Below are 21,518 nucleotides of genomic sequence, written 5' to 3' on the forward strand. Positions count from 1 at the left end.
CCTTTTTGCTAGGCGAGGCTTTTGTTTCAGGTTCGTATCTATCTGCAAACGACATACTAATCCTCCTTTATTAATCCATCTAGTATATTTTTAAATTTGTTCTCATAGTGCTTGTTATCATTGGCACTAAACCTTATAAACTCGTAAAAATACGAGCCCACTAGCCGTACATCGACATTTAGCTCTTTATTCAAAATTTCCTTAGTCGCATCGTTTAAGCGTCTATCAAAAAGTATAATCTTTTTGCCCTGATAGGCTTTTAGAGCCTCTGTAAATTTAACTCCTGCGCTAAATTCGAATTCATCTTTGAAACATAGATAATCAAAGCCTAAAATCTCGAATAACGGCGCATCCTGATAGGCTCCGCTTACCATCAATACGTGCCTGCCCGTTATCTTTTGGATGCAGATGTTGGCGTTTCCGCTTCTAAACGGATCGCTTTGCGAGTAAAGCTCATTGTATAGCTCGCAATTAGCATAATCCAAAACGCGCATAAAGTGGCCTTTGTCGTTTTGTAGTATCAGGGTGATTTTATTTTTGGTATTTAGCCCTAAAAAGCCTACTAGGGTATCAAGGCCGCCAAAACTATCAAAAAAGCGTCTATCGTAAGATTTGTAAATTTTACTAAATATGCCTTTTTTATCATTTTGTAGGGCTTTTGCCAGCCTTTGCCTTTGAGCTTGTAAAACATCCATATCAAGCCCCTAGCAAATCGTGCAGCTCGGCTTCAAGCTTGGCTAGCTCGCGGGCTCTAGCTTCTCTTTTCTCTCGCTCCTTTGCCGCTCTTAGCTCTAGCTCTCTTTGATGTAAGAATTCTTTGGCTTCTTTGGTCTCTTTTTCGCTGTCTATCCCTAGCCTATATTCGTTGGCCCGGCTACCGTTTCCATAATGTCTCATAGTCTATCCTTTTTAAGAGATTAGATTAGGATTTTCTTGACTTTTTATGGGCAAAGGGTATAATAATCGTCTCACTTATTATTATAGTTCCTTGTCTTGCCCTTAAAAAGCTAGACAAGGATTTATCCCTTTTGTTTGTTATTTAATAGCCACTCATTAATTCTTTTTCTGCTGTAGCGTATCACTCTGCCAAATTTACTAAACGGTAATGGGTTTTTATCGCCCAGCTGTCGTTTTCTCATGCGCATACGCTCCTGGGCTGCTATGTTCAAGCCGATTTCTGCTTCTAATTGCTCGGGGGTCATCCATTCATCAGCTAAACTTTGAGGTGTTGGTAGTGGTGTGGTGTTCGTATTGTTTGAAGTGACTAACATTGTAAATACTCCTCTTTTAATTTTGATTTGGAGTATTTTATATTGTTTTTACTTAAAAGACAAGTTAATTTGTATAAAAGTATAAAAACTTATTTTATTTTGTCATTTAGTGCTTTGGTATAAGCTTCTCACTTTTTATAAAATCGCAGATCGCATTTAGTAACTCATTGCGAGTAATAACCCTTATAGGTAGTTTGTATTCTTCGGATATTTTTAACAGTATATCTCTGTAATGATTTTTTAGATCACGCTCTGTTTGTATTTCCTTATACTCCATTTTAATGTCTTGAAACTCTGCAAGTGGGGAGATGGAGACTTTAATATCGCCACTGTATCTAGTGCTGGTAGTTATTACTTTTTCAGCTTCTTCTAAATCTGATATAAGCTGGGTCGACATATCATTTATTCTTCTTGGTATAAATTTTCTCACATATGGCTTACCCGTTTTTTCAAAACGCTTACTTATCATTGCTATGATTGAATCCGGCCATTCGCCTTTATGTGCAACCCTGATTTTTTCATCCTCTTCGTCGTCTATTTTTGAGTATTTTTCTAAAATCTTTTTGGTTTCGGCAAAAACTTCAGATATTCTCTTCATCTCTTTTTTTATTTTATTTCCATTGAGTTTCGCTTGGATTTGTGCTTGTTTAAGGCTGATAAAATCTTGCAAAAACATTGATAACAAAATAGAGACTGACCAGACTATGCCCTTTGAAGATAGCAGCATAACGTCTTGCTCTGTGAGGTTGCCATAGGCTTCACCTAGCTTTTCCTCTATGTTCTTACTAAATGCAAAATTACTGCCAGAGATGGCAGATGTAGTTTTTTGGATAGCTTTTACTGCTAAATTTTCACCCGTCTTTAATCCACGCTTTGTCTCACTTAGAAGTTCAGAATATTCTTGCTCTCGCATACTAGCTCCTTTAAATTCCTAAATTTTCTATACTGTTAAGGTGATCGCCATACCACTGCATCAGCTTGGCCCTCACATCGTCTTTTGCCATCTTGCGCTGGTAGTGTTCTTTTATTTGATTTTTCTCTTTGTGCGCCAGACTAGCCTCGATCGCCTCTTCCGTTACGCCATGCTTCAGTAGATCCGCCTTGTTTAAAGTGCAAATCGTCCTAAACGTCGATCTAAAGCCATGCGCCGTTGCTAGCCCTTTGTATTTATTTTTGTGCCCCATATTCTTTATCGCTTTATTTATAGTTCCGCTTGCAATATGACCCGTTTCCGCTTGTATGCTAGGAAAAACATATATACTATTCTGACTATACCTAAACTGTTCTTCTAAAATTTTAAGGGCATAAGTGTTCAAAAATACATGGTGGGTTTCTCTCATTTTCATTTCAGTAGGTCGTATGGTCCAAATCCCGTTTTCCATATCAATATCTTCCCATTTGGCCTCCGCCGTATTCCCGGCTCTATTTCCTGTAAGTATTTGCAGGTAGATGGCCCGCTTTGTATTAAGCTCAACGGTGTTATTGTTTTTCAAATCTTGGATAAACTCTTTTATCAAATCATCATCTATTAGCGCAGGATGCCTTGTATCAATTCCATTTTTCTTATTAAACAATTTAGCTGTTGGAAAATCTTCACTCAAATACTGCGTCGGATCTAGAGAAATATAACCGTCTCTACAAGGTGTTTTAAAAATATCTTTCAAATACCCTATTATTCTGTGGATCGTCTCAAGTCTTGATTTGTTGGGGTTATTGGGATTAAAGATGGGCGTTAATAAAGATTTTAAGTCCGACGCCTTTATGTCTTTTACGTCTTTGGTAGATAGCGATGGTAGTATATACGTATCTAAGCGACTTTTGATTTTTACATAGTAACTCTCAAGGGTTATGGCCTTTTTTTGATTTAGCCACTCATTGGCTAAATTACCAAAAATATACTTACTGTTTTTGCGATCAAGATTTTCTAAGCTCTTGCCCTGCTCTAGGTTGTTCAATATGCCTAACGCGTCTTTTCTTGCTTCTTCTACGCTATAAATGCCAGGTCTAAAGTCTTTTAGCTTTTTCCGCTTCTTGTCTTTTAGTCTAATGAAAAAACTTTTAAGCCCGCTTGGGTTAATAGAGACGTATAGTTCTTTTGGGGCTCCTACAGCCTTAATATACTCTTTGTCTTTTGGGTCAAGTTTTCTTATGTCCCGATCTGTTAAATAGTTTCTTGAAACATTGGCCATTTTATCGACTTCTTACCTAATAAATATTTCTTACCTAATTTCTTACCTTTTAAAACTACAACGAATTATATTTGAGTAAAATTAAAAAATACCTAAATGCGTATAAAAGTGCCTTTTATGGGGTATTTATTGAGTAAAATTAAACCGAAATGAATATTAAGAATAGGTGAAAATAGGGATAAATGGTGGCCCCGAATGGACTCGAACCATCGACCACTACCATGTCAAGGTAGTGCTCTACCAACTGAGCTACGGGACCGAACTGCGAATAAATTAAAAATGCGAATTTATCTAAAATTACATTGAAGTTTGCTTAAATTTTAGATTTATTTGAGGTTTTGAAATGAAATTCGGCTAAAAAATCCCTTTTAAAATTTAAGGCAAATAAATATAAGTTACATAAAAATTATATTTTAAATAAAAATAATCAAAAAAATTAAAATAATTTTCCTAATAAATTCAGGAAAAATCATAAAATGTTTCAAATTTTCCCTAAATTTAGGGATTTATAAAATAGAACAAATTTTTAATAAAACTCATAGTAAACTCACGATATTATAACTATAATGCTATTACGATATTTCATCCAAAGGAGGACGTATGCAAGAGCAAATGTCAAGACGCGATGTGTTAAAGCTAGGCATGGCGGGTGCGGGCGCGCTCGCGCTAGGTGCGGTAAATGCGCAAGCAAGCGCGCTAAACGCAAAAGACGTCAAATTTGACGAAGAGTGGGACGTCATCATCGTCGGCAGCGGCTTTGCGGGGCTTGCGGCGGGCTTAAAAGCGGCGCAAAAAGGCAATAAGGTCTTAATTCTGGAAAAAATGGGCCGTATCGGCGGCAACTCCGTCATCAACGGCGGCGGTATGAGCGTACCGATGAACCCCGTGCAGGAAAAAACGGGTATCAAAGACAGCAAAGAGCTGTTTATCGCAGACTGTCTAAAAGCCGGTCTTGGCATAAACCACACCGAGCTTTTGGAGACATTGGTCGATCGCGGTATGGACGCGTTTAAATTCCTCGTCGATAACGGCGTGCAGTTTAAAATGGATCACTGCGCGCACTTCGGCGGACACAGCGTCGCACGCTCGATGCTAACGACGAATGATAGCGGCTCGGGCTACATCCAGCCGATGCTTGAGAAATTCGAAGCGCTAAAAGACAAAGGCTGCGAGCTTCGACGCCGCGCGAAATTTGACGACTTCGTGCTAGACGACAGCGGCCGCGTCGTGGGCGTGACGATCAGAGAAGAGTATAGATTCGACGATAAGCTTTACAGCGACGATCTAGAAAACACGAGCGGCACGAAAAAGACGCTAAAAGCGAACAAGGGCGTCGTTTTAGCAGCCGGCGGATTTTGCCGCGATAAAATTTTCCGCAAGCTGCAAGACCCGCGCATCCCGGACGATGTCGATAGCACGAACCACCCGGGAGCCACCGCGGGCGCGCTGCTAAAAGCCTTTGAGATCGGCGCGTATCCGGTGCAAGTAGACTGGATCCAGTTTGGTCCGTGGGCGAGCCCGGACGAAAAGGGCTTTGGCACCGCTCCGATCCTAACTCAGCAAGGCACGTTTAAATACGGTATCGCCGTGGACGTGCGCACGGGCAAGCGCTTTATGAACGAGCTTGCAGATCGCAAGACTCGCGCAGACGCGGAATTTAAAATTTTACGCGAGGATCCAAAAGCCTATCCGATAACATTCGCCGATACCAAAATGGCGTTTAAAGACCTAAGCGAAGAGGTCGTGCAAAAGGGCATGGCAAGCGGCAAGCTAGTAGGCGAATGCGCGAGCCTAGATGAGATCGCTAGCAAATACGGCGTGCCTGCGGACGCGCTAAAAGAAACCGTCAAGAAATATAACGAAGGCGTAAAGGCTAAAAAAGACGAGTTTGGCAAACAAGAAAGCGCGCTAAGCGAGATTAACGAAGCAGGACCGTTCTACGTCATCCGCCTATCGCCGAAGCCTCACCACACTATGGGCGGCCTAAAGATCAACACCAAAGCCGAGGTCATCTCAAGCAAGACGAATAAACCGATCCCGGGCCTATACGCGGCGGGCGAGATTACCGGCGGTACGCACGGCGCAAGCAGGCTGGGAACCGTTGCGATCACTGATTGTATAGTGTTTGGGATGATAGCCGGAGAAAGTCTGGCCTAAATTTGCGGCGTCTTTCGAGTGTCTTTGAATGGGTTTGAAATTTTAAGTCTGCGGCAGACTACTTGTCTAGCCTTGACTTAAAATTTCTGCACAACATTCAAATCCATCTCAAAATACTTGCAAATTTCGTATCGCAGGTCAAATTTGGCTTGCGATATTTGATTAAATTTGACGGCAAATTTATAAAATTCACTTCCCAAACTGCGACGCTTTGCCTGCAAGGCAAAGCAGTGTCGCCACCTTAAAAGCGTCGTAGGGGGAGGGGGATTAAAGGGGGTGGGGAGCGACTTCGCAATTTAAGCCCCCACCTCCTTTACAACAAAGTAAAAAACAACCGTTTGAGGTTGTTTTTTACTTAAAGAGTTAAATTTAAAAACTAAATTTGCCCCTCAAATTTAAAGGTAAAAGAGTATATCTCTTTAACTCCTCACAGAAAGGAATTCGCATGAAACATAAAGCATTTCTCGCCTTGTGCGCATCTATGCTACTATGCTCTTTTGCATTTAGCGTAGAAGCCCCAAGCGCAAAGATAACGTCTTTAGTCGATCTTAACGTTACCGATGAACTGCGAGCCAAACACCCTTTAAAACCTCATCACGAAAAGCTAAGCTTCACCTGTCTTGATTGTCACGAAGGACAAGGAAACGACGCTAGTAAATTTAAATCTATCGGCGATAAAGGCTGTTTGTCCTGTCACGGCGACAAGAAAAAGATAGCTAAAAGACTAGAATACATGGATCTGCTAAAAGCAAATCCCCACAACTCGGTTCACGACGGCCCTACGCTATACTGCGACGAGTGTCACAACGAGCATAAAAAATCAACCAATATGTGCACGGAGTGCCACGAACACGAAGTTCCGCAATGGATGGGGGTAACGCCATGAAAATTTCAAAGAAAGTACTAGCGCTTATTATATTAGTAAGCGGCATTATAGGGTTTTTAGTCGTACTTCCCGTGCATTACGCCCTAGAAGAAACTAGCGGAGAGAAGTTTTGCGTAGTATGCCACGAGATGGATCCTATGGTTATAGCTTATAGTAGCGACGTTCACAGCGGCAAAGGCAAAAGCGGAGTAAGGGCTAAATGCGTAGACTGCCACATACCTCACGACAACCTAGCCAAATACGTTTTAACTAAAGCTAAAAACGGACTAATGGAGGGATACGTTCATTTCTTTAAAGACCCGGAGGCTATAGACTGGCATAAAAACAGAGAGAAAAGAGAGCACTTCGTATTTGACAACGGTTGCGTTAGCTGCCATACGAATTTGGTGGATAATAAGCTAACAAGCCCGCAAGCTAGGAAGATGCACGCTCACTATCAAAGCTTGCTAAATACGGATAAGCAACTAACCTGCGCTAGCTGTCACGCCGAGGTAGGACACAGCGGGCTAAACAATATGCTAAACTACTGGAAGCCTGAATACAAAATCTACGAAAAGAAAGCCGCAATCAAAAAAGAAGAGATAAAGAAGGCATATTTTGGGGAGGAGTATGTAGCGCCGAAAGTAGAAAATAAAGAAGGCAATGCCACCGAAAAGTAGGCTAAAATGAAGAAAATTTTGCTCGTTAGCGACGACGCCCAGATGCAGCTAAACCTCAACGCCGCGCTTTACCGCTTTAACATCCGCATAGTTCGCTTTGAAAATTTAAGCGAGCTAAAAGAGGATTATTATAGCGGCAACCGCTACATCTTTTACGTCATCGACGTAAAGACGAAGGATCTGGCAAATTTCGACTCGGTCAAATTTTTGCGAGATAACGGGAGCCTAACTCCCGTTATGATCCTGATAGATAAGGCCATTCCCGCGCTTTATAAGAAAATTTACTACGCCAAATACGACGACTTTATGGTTAAGCCGTTTTTGTCCGAGGAGTTTTTGTTTAGGGTGTTTAGAAACTGCCGAATTTTGCTCGGAAGCAAATTTGAGCTAAAAAACGGCGCCGTTTACGACAAAAACAGCCTCACGCTGCACATAAACGGCACAAATATAATGCTCGGCAAAAAAGAGGGATTGTTTTTAGAAATTTTAGCCAAAAACGCCCCGCACGTAGTAACGATCCAAGAGCTTGAGTGGAGTATCTATAAGGACGAAGAGGTCTCGTCCGATCGTCTGCGCTCGCTCGTGCGTCAGCTTCGAGCCAAGCTGCCTTTTGAGCTAATCAAAACCGTGCGCAGTATCGGCTATAGTATAGACGGGTAAATGCGCCCGTCTTTTGCGCTAAATTTAGCCTGCTAAATTTACGCCGCCTCGTAAAATAAAAGCGCGGATTCCTCCTTTTTGAGTTATAATTGCGATAGATTATCATAAAGGAGAGGCTATGCAAGCAAAAAAGGTCAAATTTAACGACGCGATTTCAGAGACGCTGTTTATAAATTTGTATTTTCGCGCGCTGGATAACGACGAGCCCGACCCGATCCTAGGCGATCCTTTTTCGCGCCCTGTTATGCAACGTATAGATTATGATTTCGCTAAATTTAAAGGCGGCAAATTTAGCAAAACCGGCACCGTGATTAGAGCGCGGTTTTTCGACGACGAGATTTTAGATTTCGCTCGCAAAAACGCGGGCGAAAAGCTAGTCGTAGTCCAGATCGGAGCGGGGCTTGATACGCGTCCGCTAAGGCTTGAAAAGCAGCTGCCTGACGCCGTGTTTTACGACCTTGATTTACCCGACGTCATAGACCTGCGCGATGAACTAGTGCCAAAATCCGCGCTAAATTTTAGCCTCAAAGCCTCGATGTTTGAGACCGCGTGGATGGACGAACTGCGCGCGCGGCACGAGAGAGCGAAGTTTATCTTCGTGCTAGAAGGCGTGGCGATGTATTTTAGCGAGCCCGAAATTTCGGCGTTTATGCGAAATTTGGCGCAGAGATTTAGCGGCGTAGTTATGCTTGATTTGCTCAGTCGTTTCGCCGCTAGCATAGAGCCTAAAAAGCACGACGTACTGCGCTATATCGCAAATCCGCCTAAATTTAAACTCGGCATCGACGACGAGAGGTCGCTTGAGGCGTGGGACGAGCGCATTAAGCTTTTAAAAACGGGCGTGATGATGGACATAAGGCCCGAGAAATGGTGCCTCGCGGCGAAAATTTTCCGCATTTTTAGCAAGATCAAAAACTCGTGCAAGATGTGCGTCTACGGGCTAAATTTAAGCTAAATTCGCGCTCGGCGACCAAATTCGCCGCGAGTTTGAATCTTAGAGCGGGCTAGGCGTTTATGCGGATTTTGCGGAGTAAATTTGCCGCGTGTTTTAGCTTGCCTGCGGCGCGCATCGGCATTTTAGATATTTACGGCACGGTTTAAATGGCGCGCGAACGAACGCGGCGAGGCTTAAATTTCGCTCCGAGTTTTAAACTACACCCGTTATTTTGTAAACGCTCGAAATTTGCCGCAAACGAAACGCCGGGCTAAATTCCGCGAGTTTTATCAGGCGTTTGATTTACGCGGTAACCGCCCGCAAGGCCGCGCCGCTTGGTTAAATTTACCTAAATTTCGCGCCGCCGCCGCGCTATAAAGCTAAAATTTAAAATAAGCCGTTTTGGGTATAATTTTCAAAAATTTCGGAGCGATAAAATGGACAGAAAAGAGCTTCTAGGCAGCGTAAAACGCATCGTCGTAAAAATCGGCACTTCAACGCTAGCAAACGCGGACGGCTCGCTAAACGAGGATAAAATCAAACAAATCGTGGCAAATTTAAGCGAACTAAACGAAAACGCCGAAGTGGTCTTTGTTACCTCGGGTGCCGTGGGTGCGGGCATGGGGCAGATGAAGCTCGCGCACAAGCCAAAATCCATCGTCGAAAAACAAGCGCTTGCGGCCATCGGGCAGGTTTCGCTCATACATCTTTATCAAATTTTATTTTGGGCGCACGGCAAAACGATCGCGCAGCTGCTGCTAACCAAGGACGACTTTAGCGACCGCCGCCGCTATCTAAATATGCGTAGCGTCCTGCGCTCCTTGCTCGCTAAAAAAATCATCCCCGTCATCAACGAAAACGACCCCGTCGTGGGCGAGGGAATAAAGGGCGTAAAAGTCGGCGACAACGACACGCTAAGCGCGCTTGTAGCGGGGCTAATCGAGGCTGATTTGCTCGTGATTTTGACCGATATCGACGGGCTGTATGACAAAAATCCAAGCGTTTTTGCGGACGCTAAATTTATAAATTTAGTCGAAAATTTAGATGATAGCGTTAGAGCCGCTGCGGGCACGGAGGGCAGTAAATTTGGCACCGGCGGCATGCGCACCAAAATAACCGCAGCCGAAATGGCGACCAAAAACGGCACTCACCTCATCATCGCAAACGGCGCGGATCCGCGAAATATCGTGCGAGCAGCACGGGGCTACGAGGTCGGGACGCTCTTTTTGGCGGGTAAAAATAGGATAAATTCGCGCAAATACTGGCTCGCCTACTCCGCCGCGGACAAAGGCTCGGTCGCTATCGACGCGGGCGCGGCAAAGGCGCTAAAAGATGGCAAAAGCCTGCTAGCAGTCGGCATCCGCGAGGTGGCGGGCGAGTTTGAGCGCGGCGAAACGCTCGCTATCAAAGACGCAAGCGGCAAGGCGCTAGCCCGCGGCATAACAAACTACTCCTCGGCCGAGCTAGCCCTCATAAAAGGGCGCAAGAGCGAGGAGATCGAGGCGGTTCTTGGCTACAAATACGAGGACGAGGCGCTACATATCGACAACATCGCGCTGATTTAGGTTAATTTTGCGGTTTGCCTGCGGCTAAATTTAGTCGTCATCGTGTCAAATTTGCGTCAAATTTAGAGCAAATTTTCTGCGCGGCGGGTGAAATTTAAGCAGACGCGGCAAAATCGCTGGGCTCGGTTTTGCTAAATTTAGCCGAGGCGCTGATAAAAAAGGAGCATATATGGGTCAAATTTTAAACGAAACTTTGGATGAAATTTACGCCGTTTTGGGAGGCGAAATCGAAAATTTAAGCGTGCAGCGCGTCGTCGTCGGGCTATTTTTTACCGGCGTGAAGCTAAGCAACGGCGTTTGCGGCGTGAGCTACACCCCGCTAAAAGCCATCCCGCAGGCCGTTTGCTGCCCCTCTCAAGCCGCTTCTATGCCAAATGCGGGCAATATCTGCGGCAAAAACGTCCGAACTCTTTTGCGGGATTTAAATAGCGACGGCGCGATTAAAAAAACCATCGCGGTAGCGGCTTTAAACGCGCTTTCGCAGACTTGTTTCGAGCAAAACCCCGGCGCGCATGCGGTTAAATTTGACGCCGATCCGTTTCATGAGCTTGACGTCCGCGAGGGTTCGCTTAGCGTCATCGTGGGCGCGCTCGTGCCTTATATCAAATTTATGATGAAAAACGGCAGGGATTTTCGCATTTTAGAGCTTGATAAAAGCGTGCTAAAACCGCAGGAGGCGGCGTATTTCGTCCCGCAAGAAAGGGCGGCTGAGGCGATTAGGGCGGCCGATAATCTCATAATCACGGGCGTTACGCTGCTAAACGATACGCTAGAAGATATCCTAGCGCTAAAAAAAGAGGGCGCCAAGGCCGTAGTCGTGGGGCCGACCGTTTCGATGTCGCCCGCGCCGCTGTTTGCTAGGGGCGTTAGCTACGCGGGAGGCGTATATACGCAGCGTGCGGACGAGCTTTTAGACGTCATCGCGCAGGCCGGCTCTGGTTATCATTTTTTAGGCAAATACGCCCGTAAATTTACGATGAGCGCGGACGGATTTGCGGCTAAATTTAAGAATTTTAGCCTCGCGGAGGGCGAAAAAATCACGTGGATTAAAAGGCCGTGATTTGCCGAGTTTTGTGCTTTGCTCGTAAAGAGCGCGTAAATTTATAGCCTGCGGCCAAAACGCTGCAATAAATTAGAAAGGAAAAGTATGCATGTGAACAAAGATGGTTGCAAGCTAGATCTAACGGGAAAAAGTATGTATTTTGCGCTTTCGTGGAAAAAATTTGATTTCGTCATTACTCCAAGCGAGTTTCGCAGCGTTATTAGCAGGGAGGATTTCGTATTTTTAGCCGACCGCATACGCGAAAAAACGCAGAGTAAGATTATACCCAAAGAGCAAGTTTTTAGCGATTACGAAAGGTATTTCGAGCGAATTATCTTGCGCGAGGACGGGCGGACAAGCGAGCTTTGGGATGATGAGGTGCGGCTATATCTCATAGACGGCGAGGATAAGCTTTACTTTGATGACTCGCTTGAGGGCAAGGCTGAAGGCGAATTTAGGATTTTAGATAGCGCCAAGCCGTGCGCGAAGCTAGCTCCTTTTAATTTGCTTTATAACGACGAGAAAAAGCGGCTTAGCACGGCGTATTTTGAGCCAGACGGCGTCTTTGGCCTGCGACTAGCCTATCCTAAAACAGTCAGCCTAAGAGACGAAAACGGCGATCTAGGCGGTAGCTACGAGACGGACGGCTACGAGATGTCGCGCATATATACGCAGCTAGTCGCGAGTATAAAAAAGCTTGCTAAAAAGGCGAAAGTAGCAAACGATAACGGCGGCGTAAAGGCGGACTTTTGGATCTCAAAAGCAGCCGCTAGCCTAGCGGGGCGGAATTTTTATCTAAAAAGCAATGGATTAAAATTTATCTAAGTCTCGCGGACGAACTTCGCCGACCGTCAAATTTGACGGTTTTAAGTCGGTATTTTTAAGCACGCTTTAAAATACGCACAAATTTAAAGGAAAAAGATGGATAAAACTAGATATGAGTTCGTTCAGGTTACTACAGGCGAGCCCCGCAAAAGCCTGTTTTCTCGGGCGGTTTTAGCGTGCGCTACGCCGTTTGCGCTGGGCGTTATAGTTTTTGCCGCGCTTGGAGTTTGGGCGCTAAATTTGAGCTCGGATGAGATTTTGCGGTCGAATTTTTGGACGGACTTTATCCGCGCCGTGCGGATTTTCGCGCCGTTTTTAGATGATTTGGCTAAAAACGGATTAAAAATCGAAGTCGTAGCCTTTTACGCCTGCGCCGCGTGTTTTTGGCTGTGTTTTTTCGCGGCCGTTTTTTGCCTAAACTACGGCAAAGAGGACTTTAGGCGGGTAAATTTAATCAAACTTACGGCAAGCTTTGTTTTGCTTGGCGGATTTTGTTTTCTCGCGCTTAGCGGATTGCTCTTTGCGCCCGAGGGGATGGGCGGCGTATTGGGCGCTTACGTGCTGTTTGACGCCTATGCGCTTGCAAACGAAAGCGCGCCTTATAATCTTGCCGCGGCTCTGGTTATCGGCGCGATTTTTGCGGCGTTTGCCGGCGTGGTTTGCGATTTGATTTATAGATTACGCAGCGGCCGGCCTGGATGATTTAGCCGGCTTGCTCAGGGTTATCTTTCTAGCGAGCTTTGGTTTTTGGCGCTAAATTTAAGTAATATAAACCCCGCGGCGCCTGAAACTACCGAACCTAGCAAGATAGCAAGCTTGTCGGTGTAGGCAAAGGCGTCCGTGTCGTTGTAGGCTAAGCTGTTAACAAAAAGGCTCATCGTAAATCCTACGCCGCAAAGCACGGCGATGCCGTAAAGTTGGATGAAATTTGACCCCTCGGGCAGCTTGGCTAGCTTAAATTTGATCGCTAAAAAGCTAAATCCAAATACTCCGACTTGCTTGCCGACGAAAAGCCCCAGCGCCGTGCCTAGCGCGACCGGAGACAAAATCTCGTCCAGCCCGACGCCTCGCAGCGAGATGCCTGCGTTTGCGAAGGCAAATATCGGCAGCACGCCAAACGCCACCCAGCCGTGTAGGTCGTGCTCGATGCTTTTTAGCATAGATTTGCCCGGCTCGTCTTTAAAACTAAGCGGTATGAAAAAGGCCGCCACGACGCCGGCAAGCGTGGCGTGAACGCCAGATTTTAGCACGGCTACCCACATCACCGCGCCTACGATTAGATAGGCCGCCTTGCTCTTTACGCCGAGTCTGTTTAGCGCAAAAAGCGCGGCTAGACAAACGCTCGCGACCGCAAGCATTTGGGCGCTAAGCTCGCTCGTGTAAAATAGCGCGATAATCACGATCGCGCAAAGATCATCGACGATCGCCAGCGTCATGAGGAAAATTTTTAAACTAGTCGGTACGCGAGGCCCGAGTAGGCTCAAAATCCCCAGAGCAAACGCGATATCTGTCGCCGTCGGTATCGCCCAGCCGCCAAGCGCGAAGGAGTCGTGTTTCGTAAAAAGATAAAAGATAACCGCGGGCACTATCAGGCCGCCTGCCGCACCGATGGCAGGTAGCGCGATTTGCGACGGATTTTTTAGCTCGCCCTCCAAGACCTCGCGCTTTAGCTCAAGTCCGATGAGGAAGAAAAATACCGCCATCAACCCGTCGTTCACCCACAAGATCAGGGGCTTGCTTAGCCCGTATTCGCCGAAGCTCACGGTAAATTTGGTCTTTAAAAATTCGTTGTAAAAATCGCTCAAAAACGTGTTTTGACACAGTAGCGCCGCGATCGTAGCGATCATCAGCAAAATCCCGCCGCTAGCTTCGTGTTTTAAAAATTCTTTTATCCCGCCCATTTTGCTTCCTTTTCGTAATTTTGGCAATTATAGCGTATTTTTACGCTCGCATAAAATTCGGGCGAATTTGGCTATAATCAAGTCAAATTTAAAGGCGAATTTGGTAGGCGTGTCGCTAAAAATTGCTGTGCCGAGCTTAGCGGGCTACTTTTGCGTTTACTAGGGCGGGACGCTTGCGTACGGTTTTTATAGATTAAGGAGCGAAAATGAATGAAATTCTAGATATATGTAAGAGTGCAAAGGCTGCTTGCGGCGAGCTTTTGAGACTTGGTAGCAAGGCTAAATTTGAAATTTTAAACGCCGTAGCGGACGAGCTGCTAGTGCAAAAAAAGGCTATAAAAGCGGCAAACGCCAAAGACCTTGCAAACGGCGAGAAATCGGGCCTTAGCTTGGCGCTGCTAGACCGCCTGCGACTAACAGACGCCCGCATCGAGGCTATGGCGAAGGGCGTGCGCGAGGTGGCGGGCTTTGCCGAGGTCGTAGGCGAAAATTTAGGCGGCTGGAGCCATCCAAACGGCATGCAAATCAGCCGCGTACGCGTGCCGCTGGGGGTGCTCGGCATCATCTACGAGAGCCGCCCAAACGTCAGCATCGACGCGGCGGCCTTGGCGCTAAAAAGCGGTAACGCCGCGATCCTGCGAGGCAGTGCCAGCGCGCTAAATTCGAATATCTTTTTAGTAAATTTATTTAACGAAGCGGGGGCGAAATTTGGCTTACCGACGGGCGCGGTGCAACTCGTGGAAAGCCCTGAGCGCGAAGTCGTGGCGCAAATGGCGAAAATGAGCGAATATATCGACGTTTTGATACCGCGCGGCGGCAAGAATTTAAAAGATTTTATCGCGCAAAACGCGACCGTGCCGATCATCATGACGGGCGCTGGGGTGTGTCATATCTTCGTCGACGAGAGCGCGAATTTAAAGCAGGCCGCAAAGATAATCAAAAACGCCAAAACCCAGCGCCCAAGCGTCTGTAATGCCGTAGAGTGCGTGCTTTTGCACGGGCGCATAGCGGGCGAAATTTTACCTAAGCTAGTGCGTGAAATACCTGAAGTCGAGTTTCGCGTGAGCGAGCAGCTGCTAGGCGCGTGCGAGTTGGAGTTGCACGGTTTGGCAAACGTCAAGACTGCAAGTGAGAGCGACTTCGGCGCCGAGTTTTTGGATCTCGTTTTGGCCGTGCGCGCCGTGCGGGACGTAAGCGAGGCTATTAGCTTTATAAATGCGCATTCTAGCGGGCATTCGGACGCGATTTTGAGCGAAAACTACGCAAACGTCGAGCGGTTTTTAAGCGAAGTCGGCAGCGCGGTCGTCTACGCCAATGCATCAACGCGTTTTAGCGACGGTAGCGAGTTTGGATTCGGCGGCGAGATCGGCATCAGCACGCAAAAGTTACACGCCAGAGGGCCGATGGGGGTGAGGGAGCTTACGACTTACAAATATATCGTCCGCGGCAATTATCAAACGCGTTAGCGGCTTGTCTTTTTGTCATATGCTTCGTTGGATTTCACTGCGGGCTGCAGTCACGTATTATATATACGCTCCTTTGCCCTTGCTTATCCGCCTCGCCTATGACAAAAATACCTCGCCTTATCGTTTTACGTTTAAAATGGGGCCAAATTTAAGCCGAATTAGTATTTTTTCGGTGCGGCAAGATACCTAGATTTATGGCATCGACGGCGACTTTTTCGGCGATGAAATTTGACCCGTCGCGAGTCGGCGTGCAGGCACGCAAAGGCGAAATTTATGCTAAAATCGGCATAAATTTAAAGGAAACCGATGAAAAAACTAAAATTTATATTTGCTCTCGCCGCGGCGTTTATTTTTAGCGGCTGCTACGAGACGACGCTACTTACGCGGGTGCCGATCTCCGCGCTTGTTTCGGACAAAGGTGCGGATGTTAAATCCACGATCGTGCTAACGGACATAACGCCGCAGACGCACGAAACGAAGACGGTAACGGATAATGTTCGCATTTTCGTCCCGGACGCTAAATTTAAGGACTTCCCGACGGGAGAAACCGCCTATGAGATGAGCGTTAGCGTAGGCAAGGGCGAAAAGGGCGGCAAAAACTCGGATAAGCGCGCCGTGCGGATATATCTAAGCCAAGACGGCGACGTCTACGGCAAGCTTAGCAAAAACATACTCGAGCAGTACGCGGGCGCGGCGAAGCAGAAAATGGAGCCGACGCTAAAAGCGGCGATCAAATTTGAAAACGACACGAACGGCGTTTATGAGCTGGTCGCGGGTAACGACTTTAAGGCTAGCGACGAGGCGCAAACGGGCGGCGTTTATACCTTGGCGCCGGGGCAGGTTACGGGGGCGATATGGGCGGATAGTGCGGCGGTACGCGAGGCGATCGCGGGCAAAGCGGTCAAAATCGGCACTCTAAGAAAGGCGGCGAAATGAAAAGCGTAAAAATCGGCTTCATCGGCGGCGGAAATATGGGCGGCGCGATGATAGAGGCGCTTTGGCGCGCGCAACCTAACGAGGTCGGCGCGGGGCGAAGCTCGGCTGAGGACGAGCGAAAATTTGACGGCGGCAGCGAGGCGCGCGGGGCGGAAAATCTGTCGCAAACGAGCGATACGACGAGCCCGCGCGAATGCGAAAAAAAGACGAAATTTGAAATCCTAGCCTGCGCCAGAAGCAAAAACGAAGCTTTGCGGCAAAGATTCGGCGTAAAAATAGCCGCGAGCGAAGCGGATCTAGCGCGCGAAGCGGATGCGGTCGTGCTGGCTACTAAGCCCGCTAGCTACGAGGCTATCTTGCGCCTGATCGCGCCCGAGCTTGCGGGCAAAATTTTGCTTCTTTTGGCGCCGGGTTTTGGCATAAATCGCGCTAGGCAAATCGCCGGCGAGGGCGTTTATATCGCTCGCGCGATGCCAAATATCGCCGCTTGCATCGGCGCGTCGGCCACGGCTCTTTGCTTTGACGCGGGATTTAGCGAGCCCAAGAAAGAGATCGTGCGCGAGATAATCGCTAAAATCGGTAAAATTTACGAGATAGACGAGGTCGGGTTTGCCGCATTTACGGGCATCGCAGGCAGCCTGCCGGCGTATGCGTGCGCCTTTATCGAGGCTGCGGCGGATGCCGGCGTGCGGGGCGGACTGCCTAGGCGGCTTTGCTACGACGCTGTCTGCGCAGCCGTGGAAGGAACGGCGCGCCTGATCCAAAGCGGCAAGCATCCGGCCGCGCTAAAAGACGAGGTCTGCTCGCCGGCGGGAACCACGATCGAGGGACTTGCAGCGCTTGAAAACGGCGGATTTCGCGGCGCCTTGATGCAGGCTATCGCCGCTTGCATCGCCAAAGCGCGGGGTTAGGCTCGCGGCTTTTGCTTTACCGATTAATTTAAGTCTAGTAAATTTATGCGTTTTGTATTTGCTTGAAATTCCTACCTACGACTAAATTCTTGTCTAAGCCTAAAAACGCTCCGCCGCGCTTTTGCCGTAATCGCGCGTTAAATTTAAAAAAAGATACCGATAAAGATTATTCCCAGCGCTGCTCGCGGCGCTAAATTTATTTTCTAGCGAGCCGGGTCTTTCGCCATTGCTGGCCGCAGATACGCTAGAAAAGGTCAAAAAATGCAAAAATCCCGACCTAAACGCCACCAAAGAGTGCGTGCAAGCGGGCATGGCGGCAAACTTAAAGCAAGACTACGGCGCGGCGGAAGAAGAAAAAGGGTGTTTGACTTAGCGCGGTATTTGATTTTTGCGTCTTTGCGATGAGCGTAGCGTTACGAGAGCTTGCGCAAGGTAAAACGAAACGCTTTATCTCAGATTTGCTCGGCGTATCGTCTTTTCGCGCCTTTTGAGTTAGAATTTTACCAGAAAAATAATATTTTTTAATTTTTCGCCGCTTTTTACGCCCGATTTTGGCTATAATTTCAATCAAAGCAGATCGCGGTCGCGATTTACGTTTGCACAAATACTTTTTTACGATTTTTGCAAATTTATTTTTGACGGGTTTAAATTTATGCCCAAATTTAGCTCCGCGTGTCGGAAAAATTTTCTACGGATCAGAGTATGCATTTTATCGGTATCGACATCGGCTCTACCTCGTCAAAGGTCGCCGTTATGGACGAACGCGGCGAATTTTGCGAGCTATTTTTGCTGCCAAGCGGCTTTAGCGCGGTCAAGGTTGCGCGCCAGATCAAGCAAAATTTGGAGCAAAAAGGCTACGGCGATGGCTTCGTGACGGCTACGGGCTACGGGCGCGTGAGCGTAGAGTACGCAAATTTGAGCATGAGCGAGATTTTATGCCATGGGCTTGGGGCGCACTTTTTGTTTGAGCCTGATTGCACCGTCATCGACGTGGGCGGGCAAGACACCAAAGCGATCAAGATAGAAAACGGCAAACCAGCGGATTTTATCATGAACGACAAATGCTCTGCCGGCACGGGTAAATTTTTAGAGATCAGCGCGGGTCGCTTGGGGCTTGAGCTTAGCGAAATTTACAAAACTGCCCGTAAAAATCCAGCGATTAAAATTAGCTCGACCTGTACGGTCTTTGCCGAGAGCGAGATCGTCTCGCTAAGCGCAAATGGAGCCGAAACTAGCGAGATCGCCTACGCCATCGTGGATTCCTCCGCGCACAAGGTCGCCTCTCTCATCAAACGGCTGGAAAATCAAATTTACTTTTTAAGCGGCGGTCTTAGCAACGTGCCGCTCTTTAAACGGCTTCTTAGCGAGCATCTGGGGGCTGAAATTTTTACTTGCGAAAACGCAATCTATTGCGGCGCGATGGGCGCTGCGATAATGGGAAGAAGGAGAAAAGATGAAGTATGATTTTGCGGAGCTTAAAAAGCGAAATTCTATGGCGCTTCAGGATCTAAAAGCCGAAGGAAAGAGCGTCGTGGGGACGTTTTGTACGTATTCGCCAAAGGAGCTAATCTACGCCGCGGGCGCGGTTCCGGTTAGTCTGTGCGCTTCGGACGAGGGCCCGATAAACGCCGCTCACGCCGAGCTTCCGCGCAATCTCTGCCCGCTAATAAAAGCAAGCTACGGCTACGCGGTTACGAAAAAATGCCCCTATATGAATGCTAGCGACGTAGTCGTCGGAGAGACGACCTGCGACGGCAAGAAAAAGATGTACGAGCTGCTGGCAAAGCATAAAGAAGTCCGCGTTTTAGAGCTACCCAATATGACGAATAAGCGCAGTCTAGAGCTCTGGACGCAGGAGCTGCGGGAGTTTAAGAGCTATCTGGAACAGCGTTTCGGTACGAAAATAACGGACGAAAAGCTAAAAGAGACGATAGAGCTTTTTAACGAGGAGCGAGACGCGCTAAATGAGCTAATGGAGCTTGGCAAGCTAAATCCGAGCCCGATTAGCGGTAGCGAGACGCATCAGGTGCTGTTTGCGAGCGACTATATCTACGACAAACGCGAAAAGATCCGTATGCTGCGCTCTTATGTGAAGGCTCTGCGAGAAAAAGATATGAGCGGCGCTAAACGCAAAAAGCGCATCATCATCACCGGCTGTCCAAGCGGCGGCATCTACGAAAAGGTCGTCAAACAGATAGAAGAGCTTGGCGCGGACGTGGTAGCCTTTGAAAACTGCACCGGCACGAAAAATTTTAAAAATAACGTAGAAACGCAGGGCGATTTGGTCGCAAATATCGCCGAGCGCTATCTCAAAATCCCCTGTTCGGTGATGTATCAAAACGACGCACGCTCGGATATTATCAAAGAATTTATCCATGAGTATCAAGCGCACGGCGTCATCGACGTCGTGCTAAGCGGCTGCCATACCTACGCGATCGAGACGAACAAGATCAAAGAAGCCAGCCGCGAAGCGGGAGCAAACTATATGTCGCTGGAGACCGATTATTCAAAACAAGACGTCGGGCAAATTCGCACGCGCTTAGAGGCGTTTATCGAGCTGCTCGGTTAAATTTAGGATTAAAATTTATAAAAGGAGTTAGCATGAAGCTAAAACAGATTTTAAAACTAGGCGCGGCGCTTGCCGTTTGTTTAAATTTAGCGAGCGCGAATTCGCTCGAGCAGATCAAGAAGGACGGCGTCATAAGGATAGCGACCGAGGGCGTGTATTCGCCGTTTTCGTTTCATAACGAAAAAGACGAGCTAATGGGCTATGACGTCGAGATAGCAAAAGCCGTCGCAGATAAACTTGGACTAAAGCCAAAATTCGTCGAAGCCTCGTGGGACGCTATGTTAGCGGCGTTTGACGCGGGCAAGGCAGACGCCGTGTTTAATCAAGTAAGCATCACCGAAGAGCGCAAGAAAAAGTACGACTACTCCGTGTCCTACATGACCTCATACTCGGCGATCATCGTGCACGAGGACAACGACGATATCAAGAGCTTTGCCGATCTAAAAGGCAAGCGCTCCACGCACTCGGTAAATAGTATGTGGGTCCCTACCGTCGAAAAATACGGTGCAAAACTCGTCGTAGCCGATAGCCTAAGCGACCAGATAAATCTTATAATCACCAAGCGCGCCGACGACACGATAGACGACGCCGTGATGTTTTACGACTACAAAAAACAGCACCCAAAAGCCCCGATAAAGCTAATCAAGGCGGGCGAAGAGCCGATGTATACGGCAGCGATCGTACATAAAGGTAACGCCGAGCTACTAGAAGCGATAAACAAGGCTCTAAACGAACTAAAAGCAGAAGGCAAGCTAAAAGAGATTTCGATTAAGTATTTTGATAGGGATATCTCGGAGTAAATTTAAGCTGAAATTTGGAGGCGGCGCGGCGGATTTGCCGCCGTTAGCAGATTGATTAGACTTTAGCCGCCTATCTTGCGTCCGTCTCAAAGTCGCGCGTCGTAAATTTAGCGGAGTTTTATTTTGTTTTAACCTTTTTTTGCATAAAATCGTCGTTTAAATTTAAAACGAAAGGTGCATCATGAAAAGCGATATGTGCGACATGTGTTGTTGCGAGATGAAAAGCTAGGGCGCTAGGCACGAATTTCTTTTTAAGTGCTTAGCAAGTCGCTAAACATTTAAAAAGAATTTTACTTAATCCGCATACGCGAGCCTTTTTAAATGAATAGCTAACGATAAATTTAAAAAGGACGAAAAATGAAAAACTTACTAAAATCTTCTCTACTTACTTTGGCGGGCTTAGCCCTTTTAACTAACGCAAACGCAAAAACCATCCAAGAAGGCGTCTTAAAGGTTGCGACCGAAGGCACGTATTCGCCGTATTCTTTCCACGACGAAAAGGGCGAACTAACCGGCTACGACGTAGATATCGCAAAAGCCGTCGCCGATAAATTAGGGCTTAAAGTCGAATTCGTCGAAGCTCCGTGGGACGCGATGCTAGCGGCTTTTGACGCGGGCAAGGCAGACGTGGTGTTTAACCAAGTAAGCATCACCGACGAGCGAAAGAAAAAATACGAATTTAGCGAGCCTTATACCGTTCCTCGCGCGGTTTTGATAACTCACAAAGATACGCAAGATATCAAAGGC

General features: G+C 47.1%; 25 protein-coding genes and 1 tRNA gene. 18 read left to right on the top strand and 8 right to left on the bottom strand.

The window, feature by feature from the left end; all coding sequences use genetic code 11:
• Window positions 1–56: 56 nt before the first annotated feature.
• The 6 genes from RYL88_RS04200 to RYL88_RS04225 form a co-directional block, all read right to left on the bottom strand.
• On the bottom strand, window positions 57–695 hold the full coding sequence (locus RYL88_RS04200; protein WP_314989210.1) for a hypothetical protein: 639 nt from the start codon (window positions 693–695) through the stop codon (window positions 57–59).
• 1 nt (window position 696) lies between these two features.
• Window positions 697–897, bottom strand: coding sequence for a hypothetical protein (locus RYL88_RS04205; RefSeq protein WP_314989212.1), 201 nt, complete (start codon window positions 895–897; stop codon window positions 697–699).
• Between the two features lie 122 nt (window positions 898–1,019).
• A complete protein-coding gene (locus RYL88_RS04210; RefSeq protein ID WP_314989214.1) occupies window positions 1,020–1,271 on the bottom strand; it encodes a hypothetical protein in 252 nt (83 codons plus the stop codon).
• A gap of 106 nt (window positions 1,272–1,377) precedes the next feature.
• Window positions 1,378–2,184 (bottom strand): hypothetical protein, encoded by an 807-nt coding sequence (locus tag RYL88_RS04215; protein WP_314989215.1) that lies wholly within the window; start codon window positions 2,182–2,184, stop codon window positions 1,378–1,380.
• Window positions 2,185–2,194: 10 nt separating this feature from the next.
• A complete protein-coding gene (locus RYL88_RS04220) occupies window positions 2,195–3,460 on the bottom strand; it encodes a tyrosine-type recombinase/integrase (protein WP_314989217.1) in 1,266 nt (421 codons plus the stop codon).
• A 183-nt stretch (window positions 3,461–3,643) separates the two neighbouring features.
• A tRNA-Val gene (locus tag RYL88_RS04225) sits at window positions 3,644–3,719 on the bottom strand.
• A gap of 341 nt (window positions 3,720–4,060) precedes the next feature.
• Between RYL88_RS04225 and RYL88_RS04230 the strand changes: the two genes are divergently transcribed.
• A complete protein-coding gene (locus tag RYL88_RS04230; RefSeq protein ID WP_314989219.1) occupies window positions 4,061–5,617 on the top strand; it encodes a flavocytochrome c in 1,557 nt (518 codons plus the stop codon).
• Window positions 5,618–5,694: 77 nt separating this feature from the next.
• On the opposite strand, the gene RYL88_RS04235 is transcribed toward RYL88_RS04230, so the two are convergent.
• Window positions 5,695–5,817, bottom strand: coding sequence for a hypothetical protein (locus RYL88_RS04235; protein WP_314989221.1), 123 nt, complete (start codon window positions 5,815–5,817; stop codon window positions 5,695–5,697).
• A 245-nt stretch (window positions 5,818–6,062) separates the two neighbouring features.
• On the opposite strand from RYL88_RS04235, the gene RYL88_RS04240 reads away from it, so the two are divergent.
• From RYL88_RS04240 to RYL88_RS04275, 8 genes are all read left to right on the top strand, one after another.
• Window positions 6,063–6,503 (top strand): cytochrome c3 family protein, encoded by a 441-nt coding sequence (locus RYL88_RS04240; protein WP_314989223.1) that lies wholly within the window; start codon window positions 6,063–6,065, stop codon window positions 6,501–6,503.
• The gene (locus tag RYL88_RS04245; RefSeq protein ID WP_314989249.1) at window positions 6,500–7,162 is read left to right on the top strand and encodes a NapC/NirT family cytochrome c; all 663 of its coding nucleotides are present in this window, start codon (window positions 6,500–6,502) and stop codon (window positions 7,160–7,162) included. The genes RYL88_RS04240 and RYL88_RS04245 overlap by 4 nt, the downstream gene beginning before the upstream one ends.
• A 6-nt stretch (window positions 7,163–7,168) precedes the next feature.
• Window positions 7,169–7,822, top strand: coding sequence for a response regulator transcription factor (locus RYL88_RS04250; RefSeq protein ID WP_297965895.1), 654 nt, complete (start codon window positions 7,169–7,171; stop codon window positions 7,820–7,822).
• 118 nt (window positions 7,823–7,940) lie between these two features.
• The gene (locus RYL88_RS04255) at window positions 7,941–8,777 is read left to right on the top strand and encodes a class I SAM-dependent methyltransferase (RefSeq protein WP_314989226.1); all 837 of its coding nucleotides are present in this window, start codon (window positions 7,941–7,943) and stop codon (window positions 8,775–8,777) included.
• 416 nt (window positions 8,778–9,193) lie between these two features.
• A complete protein-coding gene (gene proB, locus RYL88_RS04260) occupies window positions 9,194–10,321 on the top strand; it encodes a glutamate 5-kinase (RefSeq protein ID WP_314989228.1) in 1,128 nt (375 codons plus the stop codon).
• 169 nt (window positions 10,322–10,490) lie between these two features.
• Window positions 10,491–11,381: a DUF364 domain-containing protein gene (locus tag RYL88_RS04265; protein ID WP_314989230.1), complete on the top strand. Its 891-nt coding sequence runs from the start codon at window positions 10,491–10,493 to the stop codon at window positions 11,379–11,381.
• 87 nt (window positions 11,382–11,468) lie between these two features.
• Entirely contained in the window at window positions 11,469–12,188 is a 720-nt protein-coding gene (locus RYL88_RS04270; protein WP_314989231.1) for a hypothetical protein, read from the top strand.
• Window positions 12,189–12,284: 96 nt separating this feature from the next.
• Complete coding sequence (locus RYL88_RS04275; protein WP_314989232.1) at window positions 12,285–12,890, top strand: hypothetical protein; 606 nt, start codon at window positions 12,285–12,287, stop codon at window positions 12,888–12,890.
• 20 nt (window positions 12,891–12,910) lie between these two features.
• Here RYL88_RS04275 and nhaA read toward each other — a convergent pair whose 3' ends face one another.
• Window positions 12,911–14,089 (bottom strand): Na+/H+ antiporter NhaA, encoded by a 1,179-nt coding sequence (nhaA, locus tag RYL88_RS04280; RefSeq protein WP_314989233.1) that lies wholly within the window; start codon window positions 14,087–14,089, stop codon window positions 12,911–12,913.
• Window positions 14,090–14,295: 206 nt separating this feature from the next.
• Between nhaA and RYL88_RS04285 the strand changes: the two genes are divergently transcribed.
• The 9 genes from RYL88_RS04285 to RYL88_RS04325 form a co-directional block, all read left to right on the top strand.
• On the top strand, window positions 14,296–15,555 hold the full coding sequence (locus RYL88_RS04285) for a glutamate-5-semialdehyde dehydrogenase (RefSeq protein WP_314989235.1): 1,260 nt from the start codon (window positions 14,296–14,298) through the stop codon (window positions 15,553–15,555).
• 194 nt (window positions 15,556–15,749) lie between these two features.
• The gene (locus RYL88_RS04290; RefSeq protein WP_314989237.1) at window positions 15,750–15,911 is read left to right on the top strand and encodes a hypothetical protein; all 162 of its coding nucleotides are present in this window, start codon (window positions 15,750–15,752) and stop codon (window positions 15,909–15,911) included.
• A complete protein-coding gene (locus RYL88_RS04295) occupies window positions 15,862–16,491 on the top strand; it encodes a hypothetical protein (protein ID WP_314989238.1) in 630 nt (209 codons plus the stop codon). Before RYL88_RS04290 ends, RYL88_RS04295 begins: the two co-directional genes overlap by 50 nt.
• Complete coding sequence (gene proC, locus RYL88_RS04300) at window positions 16,488–17,402, top strand: pyrroline-5-carboxylate reductase (protein WP_314989239.1); 915 nt, start codon at window positions 16,488–16,490, stop codon at window positions 17,400–17,402. The genes RYL88_RS04295 and proC overlap by 4 nt, the downstream gene beginning before the upstream one ends.
• A 226-nt stretch (window positions 17,403–17,628) precedes the next feature.
• A complete protein-coding gene (locus RYL88_RS04305; protein WP_314989241.1) occupies window positions 17,629–17,775 on the top strand; it encodes a hypothetical protein in 147 nt (48 codons plus the stop codon).
• 329 nt (window positions 17,776–18,104) lie between these two features.
• The gene (locus tag RYL88_RS04310) at window positions 18,105–18,866 is read left to right on the top strand and encodes an acyl-CoA dehydratase activase (protein ID WP_314989243.1); all 762 of its coding nucleotides are present in this window, start codon (window positions 18,105–18,107) and stop codon (window positions 18,864–18,866) included.
• Window positions 18,856–19,971, top strand: a complete 1,116-nt coding sequence (locus RYL88_RS04315) for a double-cubane-cluster-containing anaerobic reductase (RefSeq protein WP_314989245.1) — start codon at window positions 18,856–18,858, stop codon at window positions 19,969–19,971. The genes RYL88_RS04310 and RYL88_RS04315 overlap by 11 nt, the downstream gene beginning before the upstream one ends.
• Before the next feature lie 32 nt (window positions 19,972–20,003).
• Window positions 20,004–20,771: a transporter substrate-binding domain-containing protein gene (locus RYL88_RS04320; protein WP_314989247.1), complete on the top strand. Its 768-nt coding sequence runs from the start codon at window positions 20,004–20,006 to the stop codon at window positions 20,769–20,771.
• Between the two features lie 357 nt (window positions 20,772–21,128).
• Window positions 21,129–21,518: transporter substrate-binding domain-containing protein (locus tag RYL88_RS04325; RefSeq protein ID WP_314989248.1), on the top strand; the 390-nt coding region annotated here is incomplete at its 3' end.

The organism is uncultured Campylobacter sp. (assembly GCF_963517995.1).
Classification (GTDB): domain Bacteria; phylum Campylobacterota; class Campylobacteria; order Campylobacterales; family Campylobacteraceae; genus Campylobacter_A.